Origin of the sequence: Streptomyces sp. NBC_00597 (assembly GCF_041431095.1) — a bacterium.
Classification (GTDB): domain Bacteria; phylum Actinomycetota; class Actinomycetes; order Streptomycetales; family Streptomycetaceae; genus Streptomyces.
This window is the reverse complement of sequence record NZ_CP107758.1, coordinates 580479-599173: the sequence shown is the minus strand read 5'-3', so window position 1 is coordinate 599173 and position 18695 is coordinate 580479. Positions and strand designations below refer to the sequence as shown.

The window sequence follows — 18695 nt, the reverse complement described above, 5'->3', positions numbered from 1 at the left end:
TCAGTGCTCCCATGCCACTTCGACGGATACGCGGGTGCCTTCCCCCGGACGGCTCACCACGCTCACCGCCCCGTTGACTTGCTCCGCTCGGGAACGCATCCCCCGCAGGCCGAAGCCCTGCACCTGCTGGGCGTCGAAGCCCCTGCCGTCGTCGGTGATCTCCAGCAGGACCGATTTGGGATGGTAGCCCAGTTCGACCCGGACCCGGTCGGCGCGGGCGTGTTTGCGGACGTTGGCGAGTGCTTCCTGGGCGCAGCGCAGCAGGACGACCTGCAAGGTGGCGTCCAGGGGGAGCGGCCGGCCGGTGATGTGGGCTTCGGTCTCGATGCCGAGTTCGTCGCCCAGGCGGGCGGTGATGTTCTCGATGGCCGTGTCGAGGGGGGTGCTGCGCAGGTGCAGGGGGCCCGTGGCGGTGACGACGGCGCGGACCTCGGCGAGGTTCTCGCTGACGGTCTTCTCGGCGAGGGCGAGGCGCTCGCGCACGCGGTCGGGATCACGGAAGGCGGAGGCGTCGGCCGCGCGGATGAGCATGAGGGTGCTGGTGAGGCCCTGGCAGACGGTGTCGTGGATCTCCTGGGCGAGACGGTGGCGTTCGGCCATGACGCCGGCGTCGTGGTAGGCGGAGGCGAGCAGGGCCCGGTTTTCCTCAAGCAGGCGGATCAGGTCGCCGCGGCGGCGGTTCTCGGTGAGGAGCTGGGTGACGAAGAACCCGACGAGCACGGCGAACAGCCAGGTGGTGGCGTTCTGCAGGGCCGTCTCGCCGACGGCTTGCGCGCTGAAGGAGTGGTGGCCGAGGTAGAGCGCGTCGCTGAGCAGGGTAAGGCCCGCGCAGGCGGCGACGGCCAGGCTGATCGGGGAGAGCAGGGCGAAGGTGGTGGGCAGCACCAGGTAGAGGGCGATGGGGGTGCGGTCGTCGACCGTGGTGAGCAGCAGGGTGCCGGCGTAGGCGATGGCGAGGAAGAGATGGCCCGCACGAGGGGGCCTCGCACCGGAGAGCGCGGGGGCGCCGAGGGTCACGTAGGAGGCGGCGAGGCCGTAGAGGACGAGGTGGGCGAACCAGGGTGCGCCGTCGGTCCACAGCAGCAGTTCCAGCACGATGCCCATCAGGGTGAAGGAGGCGTGCCAGCCGAGGAGGATCCGCAGCAGCCAGCCCTGGCCGTTGTCCCCGGGTTCGGCGGCCGAGGGCTCCGGAGCGGGGGCGGCCGCCTTGTGCTCCGGAGCCGTGGCCGTGGCCGTGTTCAGCCGTCGTTGCGGCCCTTCCAGCGAAATGTCTTCAGGCATACGATCAATCCCACTACGGCGTAGGCGCCGAGCGCCAGCGCGGTCTGTCCATGGCCCCATGAGTGGCCCGGCTCGTACGGCTGGAAGGTGTCGGGCAGGAACACCGAGCGCATGCCCTGACAGATCCACTTCATGGGGAAGAACGAGGCTATCGTCCGCAGCGGGTGGGGCAGGTCGTTGAAGGGGACGAAGACGCCGGAGATGAACTGCAGCACGATGACGGGCAGGAAGACCATGGCGCCGGCACTCTGCGGGGCGACGAAGCTGCTGTAGGCGAGGCCGAGGAGAGTGCAGCTGACGATGCCCAGGAGGTAGACCCAGGCGAAGGTGGCCCAGCGGGCGGGGTCGGTGGGCAGTTGGAGACCGAAGAACGCGGTGCCCAGTCCCAGGAGGACGACGGCCTGTCCGATGCTGGACACCATCACCACGGCGAGCTTGCCGGTGAAGTAGGCGCTCTTGGGCATGGGTGTGGTGCGCAGGCGCTTGAGGGTGCCGTTGGAACGTTCGCCGACGACCTGCAGGACCATGCTCTGGAAGCTGGTGGACATGATGCCCACGCCGAGCATGCCGGTGACGTAGATCTGCTGGGCGTCGATGCCGGTGTCGCCGATGCGCTGCTTGAAGATCGAGGCCAGCAGGACGAGCATGAGCAGGGGCATAGCGAACGTGAAGATCACCTGCCCCTTCTCCCTGAAGAACTGCTTGATTTCCAGGGCGCTGCGCGCGGCCGCGACCTTCCACAGCGGCAGGGCGAGCCGCGGGGCGTGCGTGCGGCGCAGGGCCGGGGGCGCGCTCACGTGTTGTCTCCGATCATGTGCAGGTATACGTCTTCCAGGCTGGGGCGCGCCACGGTCAGCTGGGGGATGCTGCCGCCGTAGCGTCCGGCGAGGTCGACCACCGCGGCGGTGGGGTCGTCGGTCTCGACGCGGTGCGGGCCGTGCTCGTCGGTCCAGCCGACGACGGCCTTGGTCAGGTGGCGGCCGCCGAGGCGGCCGGGGGTGTCCACGTCGAGGACGCGTCCGTCGGCGATGACCGCCACACGGTCGGCCAGGTACTCGGCCTCGTCCAGGTAGTGGGTGGTGAGCACGATCGTGGTGCCATCGGCCCGCAGCCTCTTGACCAGCTCCCAGAACTGGCGGCGTGCTTCGGGGTCGAACCCGGTGGTGGGCTCGTCGAGGAACAGCAGCTCGGGGTTGCCGATGAGGCCCAACGCCACGTCCAGGCGGCGGCGCTGACCGCCGGACAGCCGGCTGGCGCGCCGGCCCTGCTGCTCTCGCAGGCCGACCGCCTCCAGTAGTTCCGTGACGTCGCGTGCGTGGGCGTGGAGCGAGGCGAAGTGGGCGAGGATCTCGCGGACGGTCAGCTGGGGGTAGTCGTGGGAGTCCTGCAGCACGACACCGACGTTGGTGCGCCAGGCCGCGTTGGCGGTCCCCGGGTCCTCGCCGAGCACGGTGATCTCACCGCTGTCGCGTTCGCGCAGGCCCTCCAGGATCTCGGTGAAGGTGGTCTTGCCGGCGCCGTTGGGACCGAGCAGCGCGAAGATCTCGCCCTTGTCCACGCTCAGCTCGCCCACATCCAGGACCAGGCGCCCGCCATAGTTCTTTCGCACGTTGCGTGCGTGAATCACTCGATCAGTCAACACATCTTGGACTCTAGGCAGGGCCGGTGCCCCGGCACAGCGTGCTGTCGAAGGAGCTCCGGGGTCCTTCGATCGATGGACCCGCAGCGGCCGGGAAGCGGTCACGGGGCAGGCGGGACGGGCCGGGGACGTCCCAACCGGGTTGGATGGGACCTCCAACGCGACCGGCCAGCATGCGGCTCAGCGCATGCCCGCGCGGCGGCGCCTTCCGTCGTTGACGTCGGTATGGGGCGGGGTACGTGGAGTTGGATTGTTCCGGACGGGTTATGGGAGATCGCGGAGCCGCTGATCCCGCCGTCGAGAGGGTGAGGCTGCAGGGCGGCGGGACGCAGGACACGCCTGATGAGACGCTGTTCGCGGCGATCATCTACGTCCTCGTCAGCGGGTGCGCCTGGCGGTCGTTGCCGCCCTGTTTCGGGATATCGAAGTCGACGGCCCACCGCCGGTTTCTGATCTGGTCGAGGGCCGGAGTGTGGGGCCGGCTGCACGAGGAGATCCTGTACCGGCTCGACGACGCCAGCCTCCTCGACCTCTCCCGAGCCGTCCTCGACTCCGCCCACGTCCGCGCTAAAAAAGGGGCGAACTCACAGGTCCGAGCCCCGTGGACCGGGGTAACGGTCATCGTCCACAGCCTTGCCGCCAGATGTCACAGCCATCCCCCACTCGCCGACCACACGATCCGTGAACACCTTCGTCAGTGCGAGTGCGCGACGCGGACACGCTGCTGCGCACACCACGGACCCGCGCCCGACCGAAAAGATATGGGACGGGAGTGTCGAGAAGTCGTGGGCGGCTCCGTCCTCGGAGTGAAGGCGGCCAGAATGGGTCGCACCAGTACCGAGGAGAACCACCATGGCCAAGTACCTGCTGCTCAAGCACTACCGTGGCGCCCCGGCTCCGGTCAACGACGTGCCCATGGACCAGTGGACGCCCGAGGAGATCTCGGCGCACATGCAGTACATGCGCGACTTCGCGGCCCGGCTTGAGGGGACCGGCGAGTTCGTCGACGGGCAGGCGCTCGCCCCCGAGGGGACGTTCGTCCGGTACGACGGCGAGGGGCGCCCGCCGGTCACCGACGGGCCGTTCGCCGAGACCAAGGACTTGATCGCCGGGTGGATGGTGATCGACGTCGACAGCTACGAGCGCGCCGTCGAGCTGGCCGGGGAGCTGTCGGCCGCCCCCGGGGCGGGCGGGAAGCCGATCCACGAGTGGGTCGAGCTGCGCCCGTTCCTGGCTGCGCCCCCCACCATCACCGAATGACCCCGTCCATGGACGAGGCACTGCTCCGGAGCCTCACACCGGGCGTCCTCGCGGTCCTCGTCCGCCGCGGAGCAGACTTCGCGGCGGCCGAGGACGCCGTACAGGACGCCTTGGTCGAGGCGGTCCGTGTCTGGCCGGCCGACCCGCCGCGGGATGCGAAGGGCTGGCTGGTCACCGTGGCCTGGCGCCGGTTCCTCGACGCGACCCGGTCGGACGCCTCACGGCGCAGGCGTGAGGACCGCGTCGAGGAGGAGCCGGCGCCCGGGCCCTCGCCCGCTGTGGACGACACGCTCCAGCTGTACTTCCTGTGCGCCCACCCCTCGCTGACGCCGTCGTCGGCGGTCGCGCTCACCCTGCGCGCCGTCGGCGGTCTCACCACCCGCCAGATCGCCCAGGCGTACCTGGTGCCCGAGGCGACCATGGCGCAGAGGATCAGCCGGGCGAAGCGGACCCTCTCCGGCGTGCGCTTCGATCAGCCCGGCGACGTCGCCACCGTGTTGCGCGTCCTCTACCTGGTCTTCAACGAGGGCTACTCCGGCGACGTGGACCTCGCCGCCGAGGCGATCCGGCTGACCCGGCAGCTCGCCGGCGCGATCGACCACCCTGAAGTGGCGGGGCTGCTCGCCCTCATGCTGCTCCACCATGCCCGGCGCGCCACCCGGACCGCCCCCGACGGCAGCCTCGTACCGCTCGCCGAGCAGGACCGGGGCCGGTGGGACACGGCGTCGATCGCCGAGGGCGTCCGCGTCCTGCAGGCAGCCCTCGCCCGCAACCGGTTGGGCGAGTTCCAGGCCCAGGCCGCCATCGCGGCGCTCCACGCCGACGCGCGCACCGCCGAGGAGACCGACTGGGTGCAGATCGTGGAGTGGTACGACGAGCTCGCGCGCCTGACGGAGAGCCCGGTCGTACGCCTCAACCGCGCGGTCGCCATCGGCGAGGCGGACGGACCGCGCGCCGGCCTGGCGGCGCTCGCGGCGCTGGACGACTCACTGCCCCGCCACGCCGCAGTGGCCGCGTACCTCCACGAGCGCGACGGCGACCTGACGACCGCGGCCCGGCTGTACGCCGAGGCGGCCCACAAGGCACCCAACCTCGCCGAGCGCGACCACCTGACGCGCCAGGCCGCCCGGCTCAACGCCCATCGGCGTCCGTGACGGGTTCGTGCCGTCAGAGACTTTCGGGTCGGGACTCGGAGGCTTTTCGCGACGAAAGTCGCGCGCCCGGTCATCCTTCGTACGGACGAAGGCCGCACCCGCCGTCCCCTAGTGTTGTGCGCATGACCAGTGACACGGGGGACGGTGCCGGCGGACGCCAATGGCCGCGGGCCGCAATGGGTGTCGTGGCGGGACTGCTCGCCGCGGCGGGCGTGTGCGCGATCTTTTGGTGGCTGGGGCTGAACCTGGGCGTCGGCGCGGCCTGGCTGTCCGGGAAGGCCGCGGTCAAGGCGGGCTTCTTCGTCGCCGCCGGAGGTCTCGCCGGTGTGAGCATGTGGTGGCAGGGGCGTCGTGCGTCGCGCACCACGCCGCCCGAGGGGACGGACTGAGGCGCCTCCGGTAGCGCCTTGCGGGTGGCGGGTGGCGGGTGGCGGGCCAGCAAGTGGGCGTCCAGGAGGCCCCGTTCGGAGTCCGGGTCGTGGACCAGCCGGGCGAAGGGTGCGAGGCCGGCTTCGGCCAGCAGCTCGGCGAAGCGGTCCACCGGCGGTTCCGCCGACTCCTCAAGGAGGCCCCGAAGTCCTAGCCCAGACACCAGGGAAAAAGTAACCCGCCGGTAGCTTTGGCGGCTCAGGCATTCGCGGCCGCGGCAACTTGTTCATCATGTTTGCGCAGCATGCGCAGGACGGTGGCGGGCGAGGGGTGCTGACCCTTCTTCGTGCCCTTGGAGATGACGAGCCGGACCGCGATGTCGCGCAGGCTCAACTCCTCGTCACGTAGGCGCAGGGCGGTGAACAGCATGTCGTCGTCGGTGACGCCGGCGCCGCCAATGGTCTTGCCGCGCTTGCGGGCGGACTCGTGGCCTTCGAGGGTGCGGTCCCGGATGTACTCGCGTTCCATGCCGGACATCGCAGCGAGCACGGTGAAGACGATCCCGGAGGGGTCGTGTGAGCCCTTGAGCTCCCCAGTGAGGAACTCCAGGCCGACATCGCTCGACTTCAGCTCCTCGGCGAGCATGGCCAGTTCGATGCCGCGGCCGAGCCGCTTGTGCTCGTGCACGACGAGCGTGACGGCAACGCCGGAGGCCCGGATCTTCACGGCGAGCTTCACGGCGGCGTCCAGCTCGGGGCGCACGGTGGCGCGGGTGGAGATCTTCTCCGAGAAAACCCGGGTGACCCCGGCCTCGGCGAGCGAGTCCAGCTGCGCGTCCAGGGACTGCCGGGCCGTCGAGGCGCGTGCGTAGCCGAGGCGGACGTGCCCGACTGGGGTGATGCCGGCGCTTACGGGCCGGGGCAGTTCGGTCCAGGCCGAGCCGGGCTTGCGCACCGCGGGGGTCTGCACGCTGAGCACCTTGGCGAGTTGGGGCACGAGGCGGAAGCGGGCGGTGTGGTACTGGATCGCCACCTTGGCCGTGCCGGTCCGGCACGGGGAGCCCGCGGGGGCGGCGCAGGTGGACATCGGGCAGTCGTGCGATTCCACGCGCTTGAAATCGTCGCTCACACCCCGAACTGTTTCATGAGGATGTTTCAGGAGCCCAGTCGTTTGCAACAACTCATGAAACGTGATCACTGCAGGTGGGATGCGGCACGGGCGGGTGTTTCATGAGCGATTGCGCGCCTCCCGATGGACACTCAGCCGCGCCCTCGGCACCGCGTCCCGCTGACGCCCGCCACCGGGTGCCAACGCTTGACCGCAGCGGACAGCCCCAGCCCCATGCGCGGATCGCAGAAGAGGACGGTCCAGTCGTCGCCTCAGTGTCCGTCGCGGACCACCGCTAACCCGCCGACCCGGGTCGTGATGCCCGCCGGCCCGCGTCGGGCCGAAGCGAGCACGCTGGCCGGTCGACCGAGGGTGTCGCCCTGCTCCACCTCGATCGCGACCGTCTGCGCCCCTGTCGTGTCGAGCAGGTGGGCGGCCAGGCAGCCGGTGCTGTTGGCGTTGGCGACGTCCTCGTCGACACCGATCGCCGGCGCGAACATCCGCGCCGCACCAGGTCGGTCGCCCACCGGCGGTACGTACACGAAACAGCCGAGGAGCCCGTACCGCTGGCACGCCGCTGTCAGCCTGCCGAGGTGTGGGTGGACTCGGAGCAGCGCCGACCGGTCGTGGACCGGTACCAGCATGCGTGGTGCGCCGGGCGCGGCGATCCGTGGCGCGTCGGTCGGATGCGGGTCGTCCGCGGTGAGCCCGAGCGCGGCGACGATCGCGGCGCGCTCGTCCGGTGCCGGGTGACGCAGCGCGACGAGGCCCTGGTCGAACCACACCTCGATGCCGGCGGGGCGGCGGATCGCGACGGTGTCGAACGTGCGCCCGCCGGTGTGTTGGCGGTCGTTCAGCTCGCCCAGCGCGGTGCGGGTCAACCGGACGGCCTGCGCGGCAACCGTGCCGTGGCCGCAGCCGGACAGTTCGGCGGTGGCGGTGAAGAACCGGACCGGCCAGCCACCGTCCGGCGTCCGTCCCGGGCCGAGGAACGCCGCGTGCGAGGTGCCGGCCGCAGCAGCGACCGCACGCCGGTCCGCGTCCGTCGCCGCCGGGTCGTCGTCGGTGACGGACGTGGGGCTACCGCCCCGGCCGTCGCGCCGCACGCACGCATCAACCACCGTGACATCCGGCCAGGACATCGGCCCACCTTTGACGCTCAACGAACCGGCACCCGCGAACGGCGTCCGCCGATAGCCGGACCTGGCCGCAACGGCCGACCGAACGCGTCCCGGAGCGTACCGGCCTGCCTCAGCCGGTGCCGTCCTGCACCGGATAGTGGATGACGACCGCACCGCCGGTGGCGTAGTTGGCGACATCGGCGGCCAACCGCTGGCCTTGCGGCGACGCCTGCGCCGCGGCCATGGCGGCGGCGTCAGCGAACTCGCCTTCGAAGACCGCGAAATACGGCGCTTCTCCCTTGGTCGCCGCCACGTCGAAGCTGTAGCGCCACGCAAGCAGGCCGGGCCAATTCATGACCAGTGGAAGGTGGTTGGTCACGTAGTAGTCGCGGAAGTGGTCAGGGTCTGCGGGCTTGGAATACAGGACCACCAACTTATGCATGACGACCTCCGTCCAGAGACGAGGCCGTAACACTCCGGGTGACCTGGGAGCTCCTGCTAAGAACTGCCGCCGACCTCGCTAGGTGCGGAGCATCGGGATCTGGGTGAGGACGGAGGTGGTTTCGAGGAGCGCGTGGGAGTCGGTGGCCAGCCACAGCGGGAGGTCGCCGACGAAGGCTACGACATCGGGGAGGGCCCGGGTGGGTCGGGTCGCGCCAGAATCCATGGTCGAGCACACCGGGCTCGGTGGCCGCGGCCTTCGCGAGAGCCGTGAGGGCGGACTCGAAATCGGCGGTGTGCGTGAGTGCGATGTCCAGTACTGCGGTCAGTTGGATCGTCATATGCGCAGGTTAGGGCTTGATGTGCGGGCGAGGGAAAGACCGGTACGGGATAGGCTCAGAACGGATCGTTATCAATCGGCAGGGAGGGCACGTGGCGCCGGATACGGTGAGCCTGCGGTACTTCCTGGTGCTGGCGCGGGATTTGAACTTCACCCGCGCGGCCGCACGGATCGGTATCGCACAGCCCGCACTCAGCGCCCGGATGCGCCGATTGGAGGCGGAACTCGGTACGGCCCTGCTGGTCCGCAACACGCGTAGCGTCGTATTGACCACGGCCGGTGCGGCTTTGGCGGAGTCCGCGCCGCCCGCGCTGGCGGCGCTGGACCGGGCGTGGGACACCGCCCGGAGCGCGGCAGCCGGTGAACTGGGCACGCTGCGCATCGGATACAGCCTCAGCGCCGGGGCCGAGACGGCACCGGCCCTGGTGGACGGGCTGATTCGCGGCAACAGCGGACTGCAGGTCGGCGCGGTCCCGATGGCGACGCCGGAGATCTCCCCCGCGGTCGCCGACGGCCGCATCGATGCCGGGATCACCCGCGGTGAACAGCCGGGCCGTGGCGTGCGCCGGTTCCTGCTGCGGCGTGAGCGCATCGGGGTCCAGCTGGCGCAGCACCATCCGCTGGCCGAACACCCGGAGATCGAGATCGCCGACGCGGCCGCGTATCCGCTGCGACTCCCGGACCGTGCGGCCAACCCCGTGGTCCACGATCAGCTGTCCGCACTGTTCCGAGACACCCGACCACACCCCAGATTCCACACGCTCGCAGTCTCTTTCGACATGTCTCAGCGCGACCTGCGCGACGGGGTCACCCTCGCCCCGGCCGGAGAAGCCGCGGTCACGGCATCACCGGCCGGTCTCACCTGGCGACCGCTGCGGGGCGCGCCCAGCCTGACGTTCCACCTGGTCCTCCCACGCGAGCAGTCGCCACTACACCGCCGCATCCGTGCCGTCGCCAAAACCCTGGCGCACGAGCTGCACTGGCTGCCGGACTGACGCGCAAGGGGTCAAGCGAGACGGACGTCTGCGGTGGCGAGGCCGAAGACCTTGCGCCGGGCGGCCGTGGTGACGGCGAACTCGTGTTCGGTCGGCGCGAACCGGGCCACCGCGTCGACCGCGCGCACCACGGTCGCCGGATTGTGCGGGCGCCCGGTGTTCCGCAGGACCTCGCGGATGTCGTTGTACATCGTGATGAGCACGCCTCCGGCGAACGTCAGCTGGTCCTCCTCCAGGTCCGCGAGGTGCTCGACGATCGCGGTGCGGTCGCGTGCGACGTAGGCGCGCGTCAGGTCGAGGGCGCGCCGTGCGGCCTCGTTCATCCGGGGGTCAGTGCGGTCGGCGAAGTCCTTCATCGTGGCTCCGTGGTCGGTCGAGCGGAGGGGGTAGTGCGGGGGCGGGGCACGGCAGTGGGCAGCCCCACGTCGAGGCACTTGTCCATGTCGAGGCGGAACGTTCCGTACGGGTTGACGTTGGACCAGAACAGGGCGGTCAGGCCGCGCCGGTCCTCGCCGGTGAGCTTCTTCGCCCACGCTGGCTCGGCCAGGACCTGCTGCACCAGCAGGGTGTTGACGTGCACGAGCGCGGACTGGAGCAGGTGCAGGTGCAGGGCGAGCATCGACGTCTCGGCGTGCTCCTTGTCCGGGCCGGTCAGGGCGCCGACCTTGCCGTAGTGGAGCACCGTGTTCGCGCTGTTCCAGTTCTCCTCGACCTGGAGCCCGCCGTGGATCTCGCTTGCCCGGCCTTCAGCGCCCCCCACAGCGGTCGTGCCTCGTCGGTTTCGCCGCCGTGCGCACAGCGTCCCGGGCGGGGATCCCGGGCTTGCCGGGCTCGAATGCGTCGCTATCGCTTCGGTGGTGTCCCGCCGCCTCCCCGAGGCCCTCCTTCCCACGCGCACGGCCCCCATTACTGAGGTTTTCAGGGTGGGGTCGGTGGGTCGATGGTCAGGTTGGTGGCGGTGAGGCAGCCGTCGATCAGGTGGGGCCGGAGTTGGATCCTGCGTAACTCGCGGCGGAGTTTGCGGTCGAGGTCGTCGGGTGTGTCGAAATGGGACTGATGGGGTGGTCCACCACGGCCATGGCCGCGCGGTACCAACACATGGTCGACTCGGTCCGGAACGACGTGGCCCGACAGGTCGACGGACTGATCTGGGAGCGGAACGGAGACGGGCCCGGCGACGGAGCCGCCGGCGGGCTCCCATCGGTCAGGTGAGCGATGGGGGCAGGTTGGTGGACCTGCCCCCAGTCGATCAAGTCGCGACCTGGCACTGATCGATGAGCCGCGCAACCACGCTGAATGTGCCTAGCCGGCAGGGTTTCGGAGCGCGAAGTAGGCCCCCTGACGGGCTGTGTCGCGGAGCGTCGAAAACGGGCCCCGGGCGTCGGTCGCCGCTGCGGCGAGGGACGTGCCGGGGCCCGTTTCTGGTGATCGTTGATCAGGTGTTGCAGCCGGTTCCGGTGGTCGGGCTGGTGCAGCTGTTGTGGCCGGCTCCGCCGTCGTTGGTGTTGGTACCGGCACCGCCGTTGAGAGCGTCGTTGCCGGGGCCGCCATCGTTGGCGTCGTTGCCCGCGCCGCCGGCCAGGGAGTCGTTTCCGTTGCCGCCGATGAGGGTGTCGTTGCCGTTGCCGCCGGTGAGGGAGTCGTTGCCGTTGCCGCCCTCGACGCGGTCGTTGCCGTCGCCGCCGGACAGCACGTCGTTGCCGTCGCCGCCGCAGATCAGGTCGTTGCCGCCGCGGCCGTCGACCACGTCGTTCCCGGCCAGAGCGAAGATCACGTCGTCGCCGGGGGTGCCGGTCAGGACGTCGTTGCGATTGGTGCCGGTGATGGTGGCCGTGGCGGTCGCGCAGGTCAGCGCCGGCGCTGGCACGACCCCGATCGCCACCCCGAACGGGAGGTCACCGACGGGGACAGTGGCCACGACGGTGTTGGTGGCGGTGTTGATCACGGACACCGTGTCGTCGTTGGCGTTGGTGACGTAGGCGCGGGTGTCGTCCGGCGACACCGCCACCTCGCGAGGCGCATCGCCGACGGGGACGGTGGCCACGACCGTGTTCGTCGCCGTGTTGATCACGGACACCGTGTCGTCGTCGGCGTTGACGACATAGGCGCGGGTGCCGTCCCGCGACACCGCCACCCCCTGGGGCACGTCGCCGACGGGGACGGTGGCCACGACCGTGTTCGTCGCCGTGTTGATCACGGACACCGTGTCGGCGTTGGAATTGGTGACGTAGGCGCGGGTGCTGTCCGGCGACACCGCCACCCCGAACGGGTAGTCGCCGACGGGGATGGTGGCGACGACGGTGTTGGTGGCGGTGTTGATCACGGACACCGTGTTGGCGTCGGAATTGGTGATGTAGGCGCGGGTGCCGTTCGGCGACACTGCCACCCCGATGGGAGCATCGCCGACGGGGATGGTGGCGACGACCGTGTTCGTCGCGGTGTTGATCACGGACACCGTGTCGGCGCTGAAGTTGGTGACGTAGGCGCGGGTGCTGTCCGGCGACACCGCCACCCCCAGGGGCTCAAGGCCGACGGGGACGGTGGCGACGACCGTGTCGGTCGCGGTGTCGATCACGGACACCGTGCCATCGGTGCGGTTGGTGACGTAGGCGCGGGTGCCGTCCGGCGACACCGCCACTTCCCACGGCTCATTGCCGACGGGAACCGTGACCACCACCGTGTTCGTCGCTGTGTTGATCACCGACACCGTGTCATCTTGGAAGTTGACGACGTAGGCGTAGGTGCCGGGCGGCACGGCCTGGGCGGGCTGCGGGGCCACCATGGGCAGGGCCAGGCCGGCCACTAGGACGAGACCTGCCACCAGCGCCCGCAGCAACCCACCCCACCACGAGCAACGCACTCGAAGACCAGGCGGCGCCGACGACGGTAGGGCCTCCTGCGCGCCCACCCCTCTCACGGTTTGACAGATAGTCACAGCAATCCTCCCGACCGGACTGACAGAACGGGACGAATTATGACAGCTCATCATATTTAGTATGGTGGGGACACGCGACCGCCCCGACCACGGGCCGGGGCGGTCGCCTGGACGTTCGTGCGCCCCACCGAGACCGCACCCGGTCCGGTGCCGCGACCGAACCGGAGGTTCCGGGCACGGAGGCGGGCGACTGGACCCAGGCACGGTGAGCCGCCCGTCCGCGCTGAACGGGAAAACCCCCTGGCACGCCGACACGCCGGTCCGTGGACCGCGGTGCAGGACATGGTCCGGCCGGAGTGGGTCCGGCCGGACCGGGATGGAGGCAGGGGGCGTACCGGATCGGCTTCAGCGGGTGCTTACGCGCCAGCGTCGGCGGAGGAAGACGGCCCCGCCTGCGAGGGCGAGTGCCGCACTGGACGCGCCAGCGAGTAGCAGGGTGGAGTCCGCGGCATCGTCCGCCTTGCGCTGGGGACTGTAGCCGCTGGAGTAGCCGTTGGTGTCGTACTCCGAGCCGGGCAACTTATCGGCGTAGCGGGCCTTGACCAGCTTCTGGTAGTCGCTGAGCGACATCGACGCCTGTCCGCCCAAGCCTTGCCGGGCCTCGTCGTTGAGTGGCTCGACGGTGGTGAGCTTGAGCTGGTACCAGCCGCGGATCTGCGGCTCGGTGAAGACCAGCGTCCCCAGGGTGGCCTTGCCCGCGTACGTGGCGTCGCTGTCGCCGTCACGAACGGCCGCCAGGTGCCAGCCGCCGCCCTGGGTGGGGGCGAGCATGACCGTTGCGTTGCGGCCGTTGACGGTGATGCTTAGCGAGGAGACCAGCTGGGTCAGCTTGATCGCCTCGGTGGGCAGTGGCTTGGCGGTGCCCGCGACGAACCCGGGGGTGATCTCGTTCCGTGCCACCGGGTCCTTGATCGTGAAGGCGGGGAGGTCCTGGCACGGTTCGGCCGTTTCGGGCAACGTCTGCACCTGCCCGCCGGTACCGCCGGTGGGCACCGGAGTGAGCAAGAAGCGGCAGACGGCGTTGCGGACATCGATGGACTTCACCGCGTTGAGGGCGGCCTGATAGTCGGGGATGTCGGCCGGGAGCGGGTCCTTGACCGGAGCCGCATGGGCCGGGCCGACGACGGACAGCAGTGCGGACGCACTCAGTGCGATGACGATGGACAGGCGGGAGAAGCGGGAATCCCCCCGCTTGCCGGACATTTCAGTGTCGCGCATGTCGCCTGCCTTAGCGGGAGATGCCGATGCGGGAGTGTGTCCACTTGGACGAGCTGTTGCTCACGTAGTCGTTGTAGTTCCACCACGTATACGTGGTGGTATCCGGCCACGGGTCGGCCACGGCGATCGTGCTGTTCGACGTGTCGAAGCCGTAGACCACGTTCATGTGGCCGCCGCCGGACGTCCACCCGATGCGGGCGCCGATCGGACGGGCCGCCTTCACATCGGTGTACACCTGGTTGAACGTGGCCGCACTGCTCAGGCCCGAGCCGGTGTGGGCCATGCCGAGACTGCTCCAGCCCTTGGCCATGTCGTCGAGCGTGGCGGGCTGGTTGTTGCAGCCGTAGTAGGGCTGGGCCCGATTGCAAAAGTCAGCCTGTGTGGAGCCGAAGCCCTGGAACTTGGCGATGGTCAGCCCGGAGGCGACCCAGCACCACTGGGTCTTCTCCTGCTTCAGCATACTGATGGTGTCCTGACCCGCTTCCGCGTGAGCTGTGCCTCCTGCGGCCGCGAGCGATCCCAAGGCGGCCAGCACAATGGCCGACGCCGCAGTTCCGCACCTGAATTTGCCCATGTTCCTGCCTTCCCCCTGACGGGTGCAACGAGATGAGCGGGAAATCTGGCACGAATATGACAGGGCAGCATGTCGAAGTCATAGGGGATGCGCATCGATTCAACCCCTACTGATTAATTATCGTTTCATCATGCTGTAAAGGCTGTTCCGGTTGAGGCGGGCGTTGCCCCGTGATAAACGGTCGTGCAGTCGGGCGCCACCGAACGCGGCTCGATCGACACCGTTGTCCCTCGGTGTGCCGCAGGATCCGTCTCGGATCCTTGGGACGACGGCTGGGTGAGAGCCTCTTGAGCGCACGGAGGCGTAGTCGAAGCCCGGGCCGCCGAGGTGGGCAGCGAACACAGGCCACGGGCCCGCTGCCGGCCATGTGGTAATTCATCGGGCGAGGGAGACGGCGAAGGGCTTGAAGCCGTTTCGGCGCAGGATGTGCGGCACGACCAGGATCATGGCCTCAGTGGCGCGGGCTGTGGTGACGTCCCCCAGGTCCTCGATCCATGCAGGTCGCCAGCCCAAGTCGCCGAGCAGGCCGGTGACGGTCTCCTTCGCCTCCTCGTCGTCGCCCGAGACATAAACGGTCGGTGGCGTGGCCAGGAGGTCGGGGGCGGTCATCACCATGAACAGCATGGTGTTCAGCGTCTTGACCACGCGGGTGTCGGGCAGGGCGGCCTGGAGCCGCTCGGCGAGGCTGCTGCCTGGGTAGCACAGGTCGCCGGGCAAACCATCGACGTCGTGGGTGGCGTTGGCGACGTCGATGAGGATCTTCCCGGCGAGCTCAGTGCGCAGGCCGGTGAGACGGTCCAGAGCACTGTCGCCGGGCGTCGCGTTGATCACGATTTCCGATGTGCGGGCGGCGGTGCGCTGGTCAGCGTGGGAGATGCGGGAGTCGACGTCGCGGGTGGGTCCGGCGAGTCGCTCCGGGGCGGACTGCTCCGCCTGGCTGCGGTGGCCGAGGATGACGTGGTGCCCGGTCGCGGCGAGCTTGGCGGCGAGGTTGGTGCCGACGCGGCCGGTGCCCAGGATGCCGATGCTGGTCATGAGGTGGTGCTCCTTGCGGGGTAGGGCGGGAGGAAGGGAAACGGGGTCGCCGCGCGGTCAGGCGATCGGCGACAGGATGTCGAGGGCGGCGGCGTGGATGCCGGGGGCGGCGGCCAGGAAGTCGCGGCTGCCCGTGTTCCAGGGCTCGCCCGCCAGGTCGGTGACGGTGCCTCCGGCTTCGGACACCAGCAGCGCGCCGGCCACCAGGCCGGAGCGGACGTCGGAGAACTGGTAGAAGGCGTCCGTGCGTCCGGCGGCGACGTGGATGAGCTGCATCGTGGCGGGAACGGACAGCCGCACGACGAGTCCGCCCGTGAGCATGGCGGTGACCGACTCGCCGATCTTCCGGTAGGTGTCCGTGTCCTCGCCGGGCTTGGCCTGGCCGGTGCCGACGAGCGCGGCGCCCATATCGGTCTTGGCGGACGCCTTCAGGGGCCGGCCGCCCAGGCGGGCACCGCCGCCGGCGACAGCGGTGTAGGTGTCGCCGGTCAACGGCAGATGGACGACGGTGAGCACCGGCTGGTTGTCGCGGACCAGCGTGGCGGTGACCGCCCAGTCCTCCATGCCGTGGACGTGGTTGATGTTGCCCTCGGCGGGGTCGACGACCCACCACTCCCCGGGCGGGAGCGCGCCGCCGGCCAGCTCGTCCTCGGCCCAACGCGATCCGGCCCGGGCCCGCAACAGGGGTTCCCGCAGTACGTCCAGCACCGCGCCGTCGTTCGCGTGGATCTCGGCGACGACCTCGTCCAGGCTCACGCCCCGGGCGTGCGGGCTGTAGCGCTCGCGCAGGGTGACGCCGGCGGTCTCCACCGCGGCTGTCACGTCGCCCAAGAGCGTCGTGCCGGCGGCAAAAGGCATGGCTGTGCTCATGGTGGGCTCCCTGGGTTCGATGTCTGCGTGCGGCTTGTCCCGCGCCCGCACTTCGAAGGTAGATCTCCAGATCATTAACAACAAGTGCATGCTATTCACTTATAGACTTACTGCCATGCAACTGGATCTGAACCTGCTCACGGCCCTGGACGCCCTGCTGGAAGAGGGCAGCGTCGCCGGCGCCGCAGCACGCCTCCACGTGACCGCACCGGCGATGAGCCGCTCCCTGGGCCGCATCCGCAAAGCCACCGGTGACCAGATCCTGGTCCGCACCGGCCGCAGCATGGTCCCCACCACCCGCGCGCTGGCCATGCGCGCCCAGGTCCACGCCCTCGTACAGCAGGCCCACCACCTTCTGTCCGCGCAGCAGGAACTCGACCTGGCGGCTCTGGACCGGGTGTTCACCGTGCGCTGGCACGACGCCCTGACCGCAGCCTGCGGCACCGCCCTGATCACCGCCGTCCACCGCCGGGCCCCCGGCGTCCGGCTGCGCCTGTCGGCCGAACCCGGGACGGACGACGCCGAGCTGCGCCGGGGTGAGGTCGACCTCGAATCGAGCTCCAGCGCTCCGACGCTCCCCGACATCCGCCACCGCCACGTCGGCAGCGACCGACTGGTCGTCGCCGTCCGACCAGGCCACCCCCTCACCGAAGGCCCGCTGAGCATCGAGCGCTACGCAGCCGCCGAACACCTCACCGTTTCGCGACGCGGAAGCCTGCGCGACGCGATCGACGACGCCCTGACCACCCGCGGCCTCGAACGACGCGTCGTCGCCGCCGGTCCCACCGCCGCCTTCGCACTGCAACTCGCCCTCGACACGGACCTGGTCGTCACCCTCCCCGACGCGGTCACCCGCACAGCCCGGGAACAACTCGGCCTCGCCACACTGCCGCCGCCACTCCCACTGCCCGACGTCCCCCTGTACCTGGTGTGGCACCAGCGCTACGACGACGACCGCGCCCACACCTGGCTGCGAGACCTGGCCACCGAAACCGTCCAGGCACTCTTCGCACCACCGACCGCCTCACCACAGCCCCTCACCAACCGGACCGGGCCGTGACCGATACGCCCGGGGAAAGGCCCCGCGGCAGCTGACTCCCGTTTCGGCCAGTCGCCGCGAATGGCCGAAACGGCACCTCACCACCCCGGGAAGCCAACGCCTGCACCACCCCCGGCCGTTGCGCAGCGGAGCGACACCTGCCGACGCCTCACACCCGGCCTGTCGGCCCCACCGCCATGGACAGCCGGCAGGGCTCCCCTTCACGGGCGGTTGTAGTGCACGAGGAGACTGCGGACCGCCGAACCACCGCCGAACCACTGGTGCCCAAGGCGGCCGCCGCCTTCTGCACCGACACCAGGCTGCCCAACTCATCCGACAAAGGGCCGTTCCCAGCCGCCGCGACGGTCCCTACACGACGGCAAAACACGACCGACCGTCAGGCCTGGCTGCCCATGGCGGAGAGGAGGTCGAACTGGGCAGCCGTTCCGGTTCCCGCCGGCGCGGAGAGGACGGCGATGCGCAGGTCGTTTCCGGGGGTGGTGAGGGTGTCGCAGTCGACGGTGACGGGCCCGAGGTCGGGATGGTGGACGGTCTTGCTGTCAGAGGTGTGGAAGCCGACGGTGTGGGAGTCCCACCCGTCGTTGAAGCGGACGCTGGCGCGGCGCAGGTCGGTGATCAGTGATCTGAGCGGCTTGTCCTCGGGGTAGCGGGCGGCGGTGGAGCGCAGGTCGGAGACGAGTGCGGTCTCGAAGCGCATCTGCTGGTCGTGGGTGTGGGTGACGCGGGTGGCCCGGTCGGTGAAGTGCCGCCAGGCGATGTTGGCCTCGCGGCCGCGCCACGGGGAGGGGTCGCCGACGAGGGCGGCCCACAGCGGGTTCCAGGAGATGAGGTTCCAGGCGGCGTCGTGGACGCTGAGCGGGGTGGCGCGCAGCTGGTCGAGGAGGCGCTGGACGCTGGGCGGGATGTGGGCGGAGATCTGGCCGGTGGCGGTCGGAGCCTGGCCAGCGAGCAGATGGAGGTGGTCGCGTTCGGTGCCTGTCAGGCGCAAGGCGCGGGAGAGGGCGGCCAGCACTTGAGGGGAGGGTGAGGTGGCGCGGCCTCGTTCGAGGCGGGTGACGTAGTCGACGGAGAGGCCGGCGAGCTGTGCGAGTTCTTCGCGCCGCAGCCCAGGTGCGCGGCGGACACCGCCGAGTGGGAGGCCGAGGTCCTGGGGGCTGGTGCGGTCGCGCCAGTGGCGCAGGGCCTGACCTAGGCCTGCGGGGTCGTCGTTCACGCATCCATTGTCCGTCGTGTCTGCGGGAACAGCCTGGTACTGGCCGACCCCCTGCTGGAGAGGGCTCTCCCTCGGTGTCTCCG

Annotated in this window: 20 protein-coding genes and 3 pseudogenes; 7 read left to right on the top strand and 16 right to left on the bottom strand. The window is 70.1% G+C overall.

Annotated features, from left to right (window positions below; translation table 11 throughout):
• From OG974_RS32385 to OG974_RS32375, 3 genes are read right to left on the bottom strand one after another with little or no spacing between them, the layout of a single operon-like run.
• Complete coding sequence (locus OG974_RS32385; protein WP_331735379.1) at positions 1 to 1281, bottom strand: sensor histidine kinase; 1281 nt, start codon at positions 1279 to 1281, stop codon at positions 1 to 3.
• Positions 1239 to 2078 carry an ABC transporter permease gene (locus OG974_RS32380; protein WP_331735376.1) on the bottom strand — a complete coding sequence of 280 codons (840 nt, stop codon included), beginning with the start codon at positions 2076 to 2078 and terminating at the stop codon, positions 1239 to 1241. Before OG974_RS32380 ends, OG974_RS32385 begins: the two co-directional genes overlap by 43 nt.
• Complete coding sequence (locus OG974_RS32375) at positions 2075 to 2923, bottom strand: ABC transporter ATP-binding protein (RefSeq protein WP_371647335.1); 849 nt, start codon at positions 2921 to 2923, stop codon at positions 2075 to 2077. Before OG974_RS32375 ends, OG974_RS32380 begins: the two co-directional genes overlap by 4 nt.
• 222 nt (positions 2924 to 3145) lie before the next feature.
• Here OG974_RS32375 and OG974_RS32370 point away from each other — a divergent pair.
• The 4 genes and pseudogenes from OG974_RS32370 to OG974_RS32355 all read left to right on the top strand — a co-directional run.
• Positions 3146 to 3533, top strand: a pseudogene (locus OG974_RS32370) (transposase); the annotation flags it as partial.
• A gap of 239 nt (positions 3534 to 3772) precedes the next feature.
• Positions 3773 to 4180, top strand: a complete 408-nt coding sequence (locus OG974_RS32365) for a YciI family protein (protein WP_327286449.1) — start codon at positions 3773 to 3775, stop codon at positions 4178 to 4180.
• Positions 4177 to 5334, top strand: a complete 1158-nt coding sequence (locus OG974_RS32360) for a DUF6596 domain-containing protein (protein ID WP_327286448.1) — start codon at positions 4177 to 4179, stop codon at positions 5332 to 5334. The genes OG974_RS32365 and OG974_RS32360 overlap by 4 nt, the downstream gene beginning before the upstream one ends.
• 122 nt (positions 5335 to 5456) lie before the next feature.
• A complete protein-coding gene (locus OG974_RS32355; RefSeq protein WP_327286569.1) occupies positions 5457 to 5723 on the top strand; it encodes a hypothetical protein in 267 nt (88 codons plus the stop codon).
• A gap of 41 nt (positions 5724 to 5764) precedes the next feature.
• Here the strand turns inward: OG974_RS32355 and OG974_RS32350 are convergent.
• The 5 genes and pseudogenes from OG974_RS32350 to OG974_RS32330 form a co-directional block, all read right to left on the bottom strand.
• Positions 5765 to 5878: pseudogene (locus OG974_RS32350) on the bottom strand (SAM-dependent methyltransferase); the annotation flags it as partial.
• Between the two features lie 83 nt (positions 5879 to 5961).
• Entirely contained in the window at positions 5962 to 6831 is an 870-nt protein-coding gene (locus tag OG974_RS32345; protein WP_327286447.1) for a recombinase family protein, read from the bottom strand.
• Positions 6832 to 7082: 251 nt separating this feature from the next.
• The gene (locus OG974_RS32340) at positions 7083 to 7952 is read right to left on the bottom strand and encodes a PhzF family phenazine biosynthesis protein (protein ID WP_067380406.1); all 870 of its coding nucleotides are present in this window, start codon (positions 7950 to 7952) and stop codon (positions 7083 to 7085) included.
• Positions 7953 to 8061: 109 nt separating this feature from the next.
• Entirely contained in the window at positions 8062 to 8373 is a 312-nt protein-coding gene (locus OG974_RS32335) for an EthD family reductase (protein ID WP_327286446.1), read from the bottom strand.
• 78 nt (positions 8374 to 8451) lie between these two features.
• The gene (locus OG974_RS32330; protein ID WP_327286445.1) at positions 8452 to 8598 is read right to left on the bottom strand and encodes a hypothetical protein; all 147 of its coding nucleotides are present in this window, start codon (positions 8596 to 8598) and stop codon (positions 8452 to 8454) included.
• A 206-nt stretch (positions 8599 to 8804) separates the two neighbouring features.
• Here OG974_RS32330 and OG974_RS32325 point away from each other — a divergent pair, with 206 nt between their 5' ends.
• A complete protein-coding gene (locus OG974_RS32325; protein WP_331735369.1) occupies positions 8805 to 9707 on the top strand; it encodes a LysR family transcriptional regulator in 903 nt (300 codons plus the stop codon).
• Positions 9708 to 9718: 11 nt separating this feature from the next.
• On the opposite strand, the gene OG974_RS32320 is transcribed toward OG974_RS32325, so the two are convergent.
• Together OG974_RS32320 and OG974_RS32315 are read right to left on the bottom strand one after the other, a co-directional pair.
• Entirely contained in the window at positions 9719 to 10063 is a 345-nt protein-coding gene (locus tag OG974_RS32320; RefSeq protein ID WP_331735366.1) for a hypothetical protein, read from the bottom strand.
• A complete protein-coding gene (locus tag OG974_RS32315) occupies positions 10060 to 10467 on the bottom strand; it encodes a Tn3 family transposase (RefSeq protein ID WP_327286442.1) in 408 nt (135 codons plus the stop codon). The genes OG974_RS32320 and OG974_RS32315 overlap by 4 nt, the downstream gene beginning before the upstream one ends.
• Positions 10468 to 10754: 287 nt before the next feature.
• Between OG974_RS32315 and OG974_RS32310 the strand changes: the two are divergent.
• Positions 10755 to 10919: pseudogene (locus OG974_RS32310) on the top strand (site-specific integrase); the annotation flags it as partial.
• 223 nt (positions 10920 to 11142) lie between these two features.
• Here OG974_RS32310 and OG974_RS32305 read toward each other — a convergent pair.
• From OG974_RS32305 to OG974_RS32285, 5 genes are all read right to left on the bottom strand, one after another.
• On the bottom strand, positions 11143 to 12543 hold the full coding sequence (locus OG974_RS32305) for a cytochrome D1 domain-containing protein (RefSeq protein ID WP_331735363.1): 1401 nt from the start codon (positions 12541 to 12543) through the stop codon (positions 11143 to 11145).
• A 444-nt stretch (positions 12544 to 12987) separates the two neighbouring features.
• Positions 12988 to 13860 (bottom strand): hypothetical protein, encoded by an 873-nt coding sequence (locus OG974_RS32300; protein WP_327286440.1) that lies wholly within the window; start codon positions 13858 to 13860, stop codon positions 12988 to 12990.
• 10 nt (positions 13861 to 13870) lie between these two features.
• Positions 13871 to 14320, bottom strand: a complete 450-nt coding sequence (locus OG974_RS32295) for a papain-like cysteine protease family protein (RefSeq protein WP_327286439.1) — start codon at positions 14318 to 14320, stop codon at positions 13871 to 13873.
• A gap of 489 nt (positions 14321 to 14809) precedes the next feature.
• Positions 14810 to 15469 (bottom strand): NAD(P)-binding domain-containing protein, encoded by a 660-nt coding sequence (locus OG974_RS32290; RefSeq protein WP_329316958.1) that lies wholly within the window; start codon positions 15467 to 15469, stop codon positions 14810 to 14812.
• A gap of 57 nt (positions 15470 to 15526) precedes the next feature.
• Positions 15527 to 16339, bottom strand: a complete 813-nt coding sequence (locus OG974_RS32285) for an inositol monophosphatase family protein (protein WP_331735481.1) — start codon at positions 16337 to 16339, stop codon at positions 15527 to 15529.
• Positions 16340 to 16454: 115 nt separating this feature from the next.
• On the opposite strand from OG974_RS32285, the gene OG974_RS32280 reads away from it, so the two are divergent.
• Positions 16455 to 17399 (top strand): LysR family transcriptional regulator, encoded by a 945-nt coding sequence (locus OG974_RS32280; RefSeq protein ID WP_331735360.1) that lies wholly within the window; start codon positions 16455 to 16457, stop codon positions 17397 to 17399.
• A 376-nt stretch (positions 17400 to 17775) separates the two neighbouring features.
• On the opposite strand, the gene OG974_RS32275 is transcribed toward OG974_RS32280, so the two are convergent.
• The gene (locus tag OG974_RS32275; protein ID WP_329316953.1) at positions 17776 to 18612 is read right to left on the bottom strand and encodes a helix-turn-helix transcriptional regulator; all 837 of its coding nucleotides are present in this window, start codon (positions 18610 to 18612) and stop codon (positions 17776 to 17778) included.
• Positions 18613 to 18695 lie beyond the last annotated feature (83 nt).

Bases quoted from the DNA above. Each gene is read 5' to 3' on its own strand.
- OG974_RS32385 (WP_331735379.1), bottom strand. From the start codon at position 1,281: ATGCCTGAAGACATTTCGCTGGAAGGGCCGCAACGACGGCTGAACACG.
- OG974_RS32365 (WP_327286449.1), top strand. From the start codon at position 3,773: ATGGCCAAGTACCTGCTGCTCAAGCACTACCGTGGCGCCCCGGCTCCG.
- OG974_RS32360 (WP_327286448.1), top strand. From the start codon at position 4,177: ATGACCCCGTCCATGGACGAGGCACTGCTCCGGAGCCTCACACCGGGC.
- OG974_RS32355 (WP_327286569.1), top strand. From the start codon at position 5,457: ATGACCAGTGACACGGGGGACGGTGCCGGCGGACGCCAATGGCCGCGG.
- OG974_RS32340 (WP_067380406.1), bottom strand. From the start codon at position 7,952: ATGTCCTGGCCGGATGTCACGGTGGTTGATGCGTGCGTGCGGCGCGAC.
- OG974_RS32335 (WP_327286446.1), bottom strand. From the start codon at position 8,373: ATGCATAAGTTGGTGGTCCTGTATTCCAAGCCCGCAGACCCTGACCAC.
- OG974_RS32330 (WP_327286445.1), bottom strand. From the start codon at position 8,598: ATGGATTCTGGCGCGACCCGACCCACCCGGGCCCTCCCCGATGTCGTA.
- OG974_RS32320 (WP_331735366.1), bottom strand. From the start codon at position 10,063: ATGAAGGACTTCGCCGACCGCACTGACCCCCGGATGAACGAGGCCGCA.
- OG974_RS32300 (WP_327286440.1), bottom strand. From the start codon at position 13,860: ATGCGCGACACTGAAATGTCCGGCAAGCGGGGGGATTCCCGCTTCTCC.
- OG974_RS32295 (WP_327286439.1), bottom strand. From the start codon at position 14,320: ATGCTGAAGCAGGAGAAGACCCAGTGGTGCTGGGTCGCCTCCGGGCTG.
- OG974_RS32290 (WP_329316958.1), bottom strand. From the start codon at position 15,469: ATGACCAGCATCGGCATCCTGGGCACCGGCCGCGTCGGCACCAACCTC.
- OG974_RS32285 (WP_331735481.1), bottom strand. From the start codon at position 16,339: ATGAGCACAGCCATGCCTTTTGCCGCCGGCACGACGCTCTTGGGCGAC.
- OG974_RS32280 (WP_331735360.1), top strand. From the start codon at position 16,455: ATGCAACTGGATCTGAACCTGCTCACGGCCCTGGACGCCCTGCTGGAA.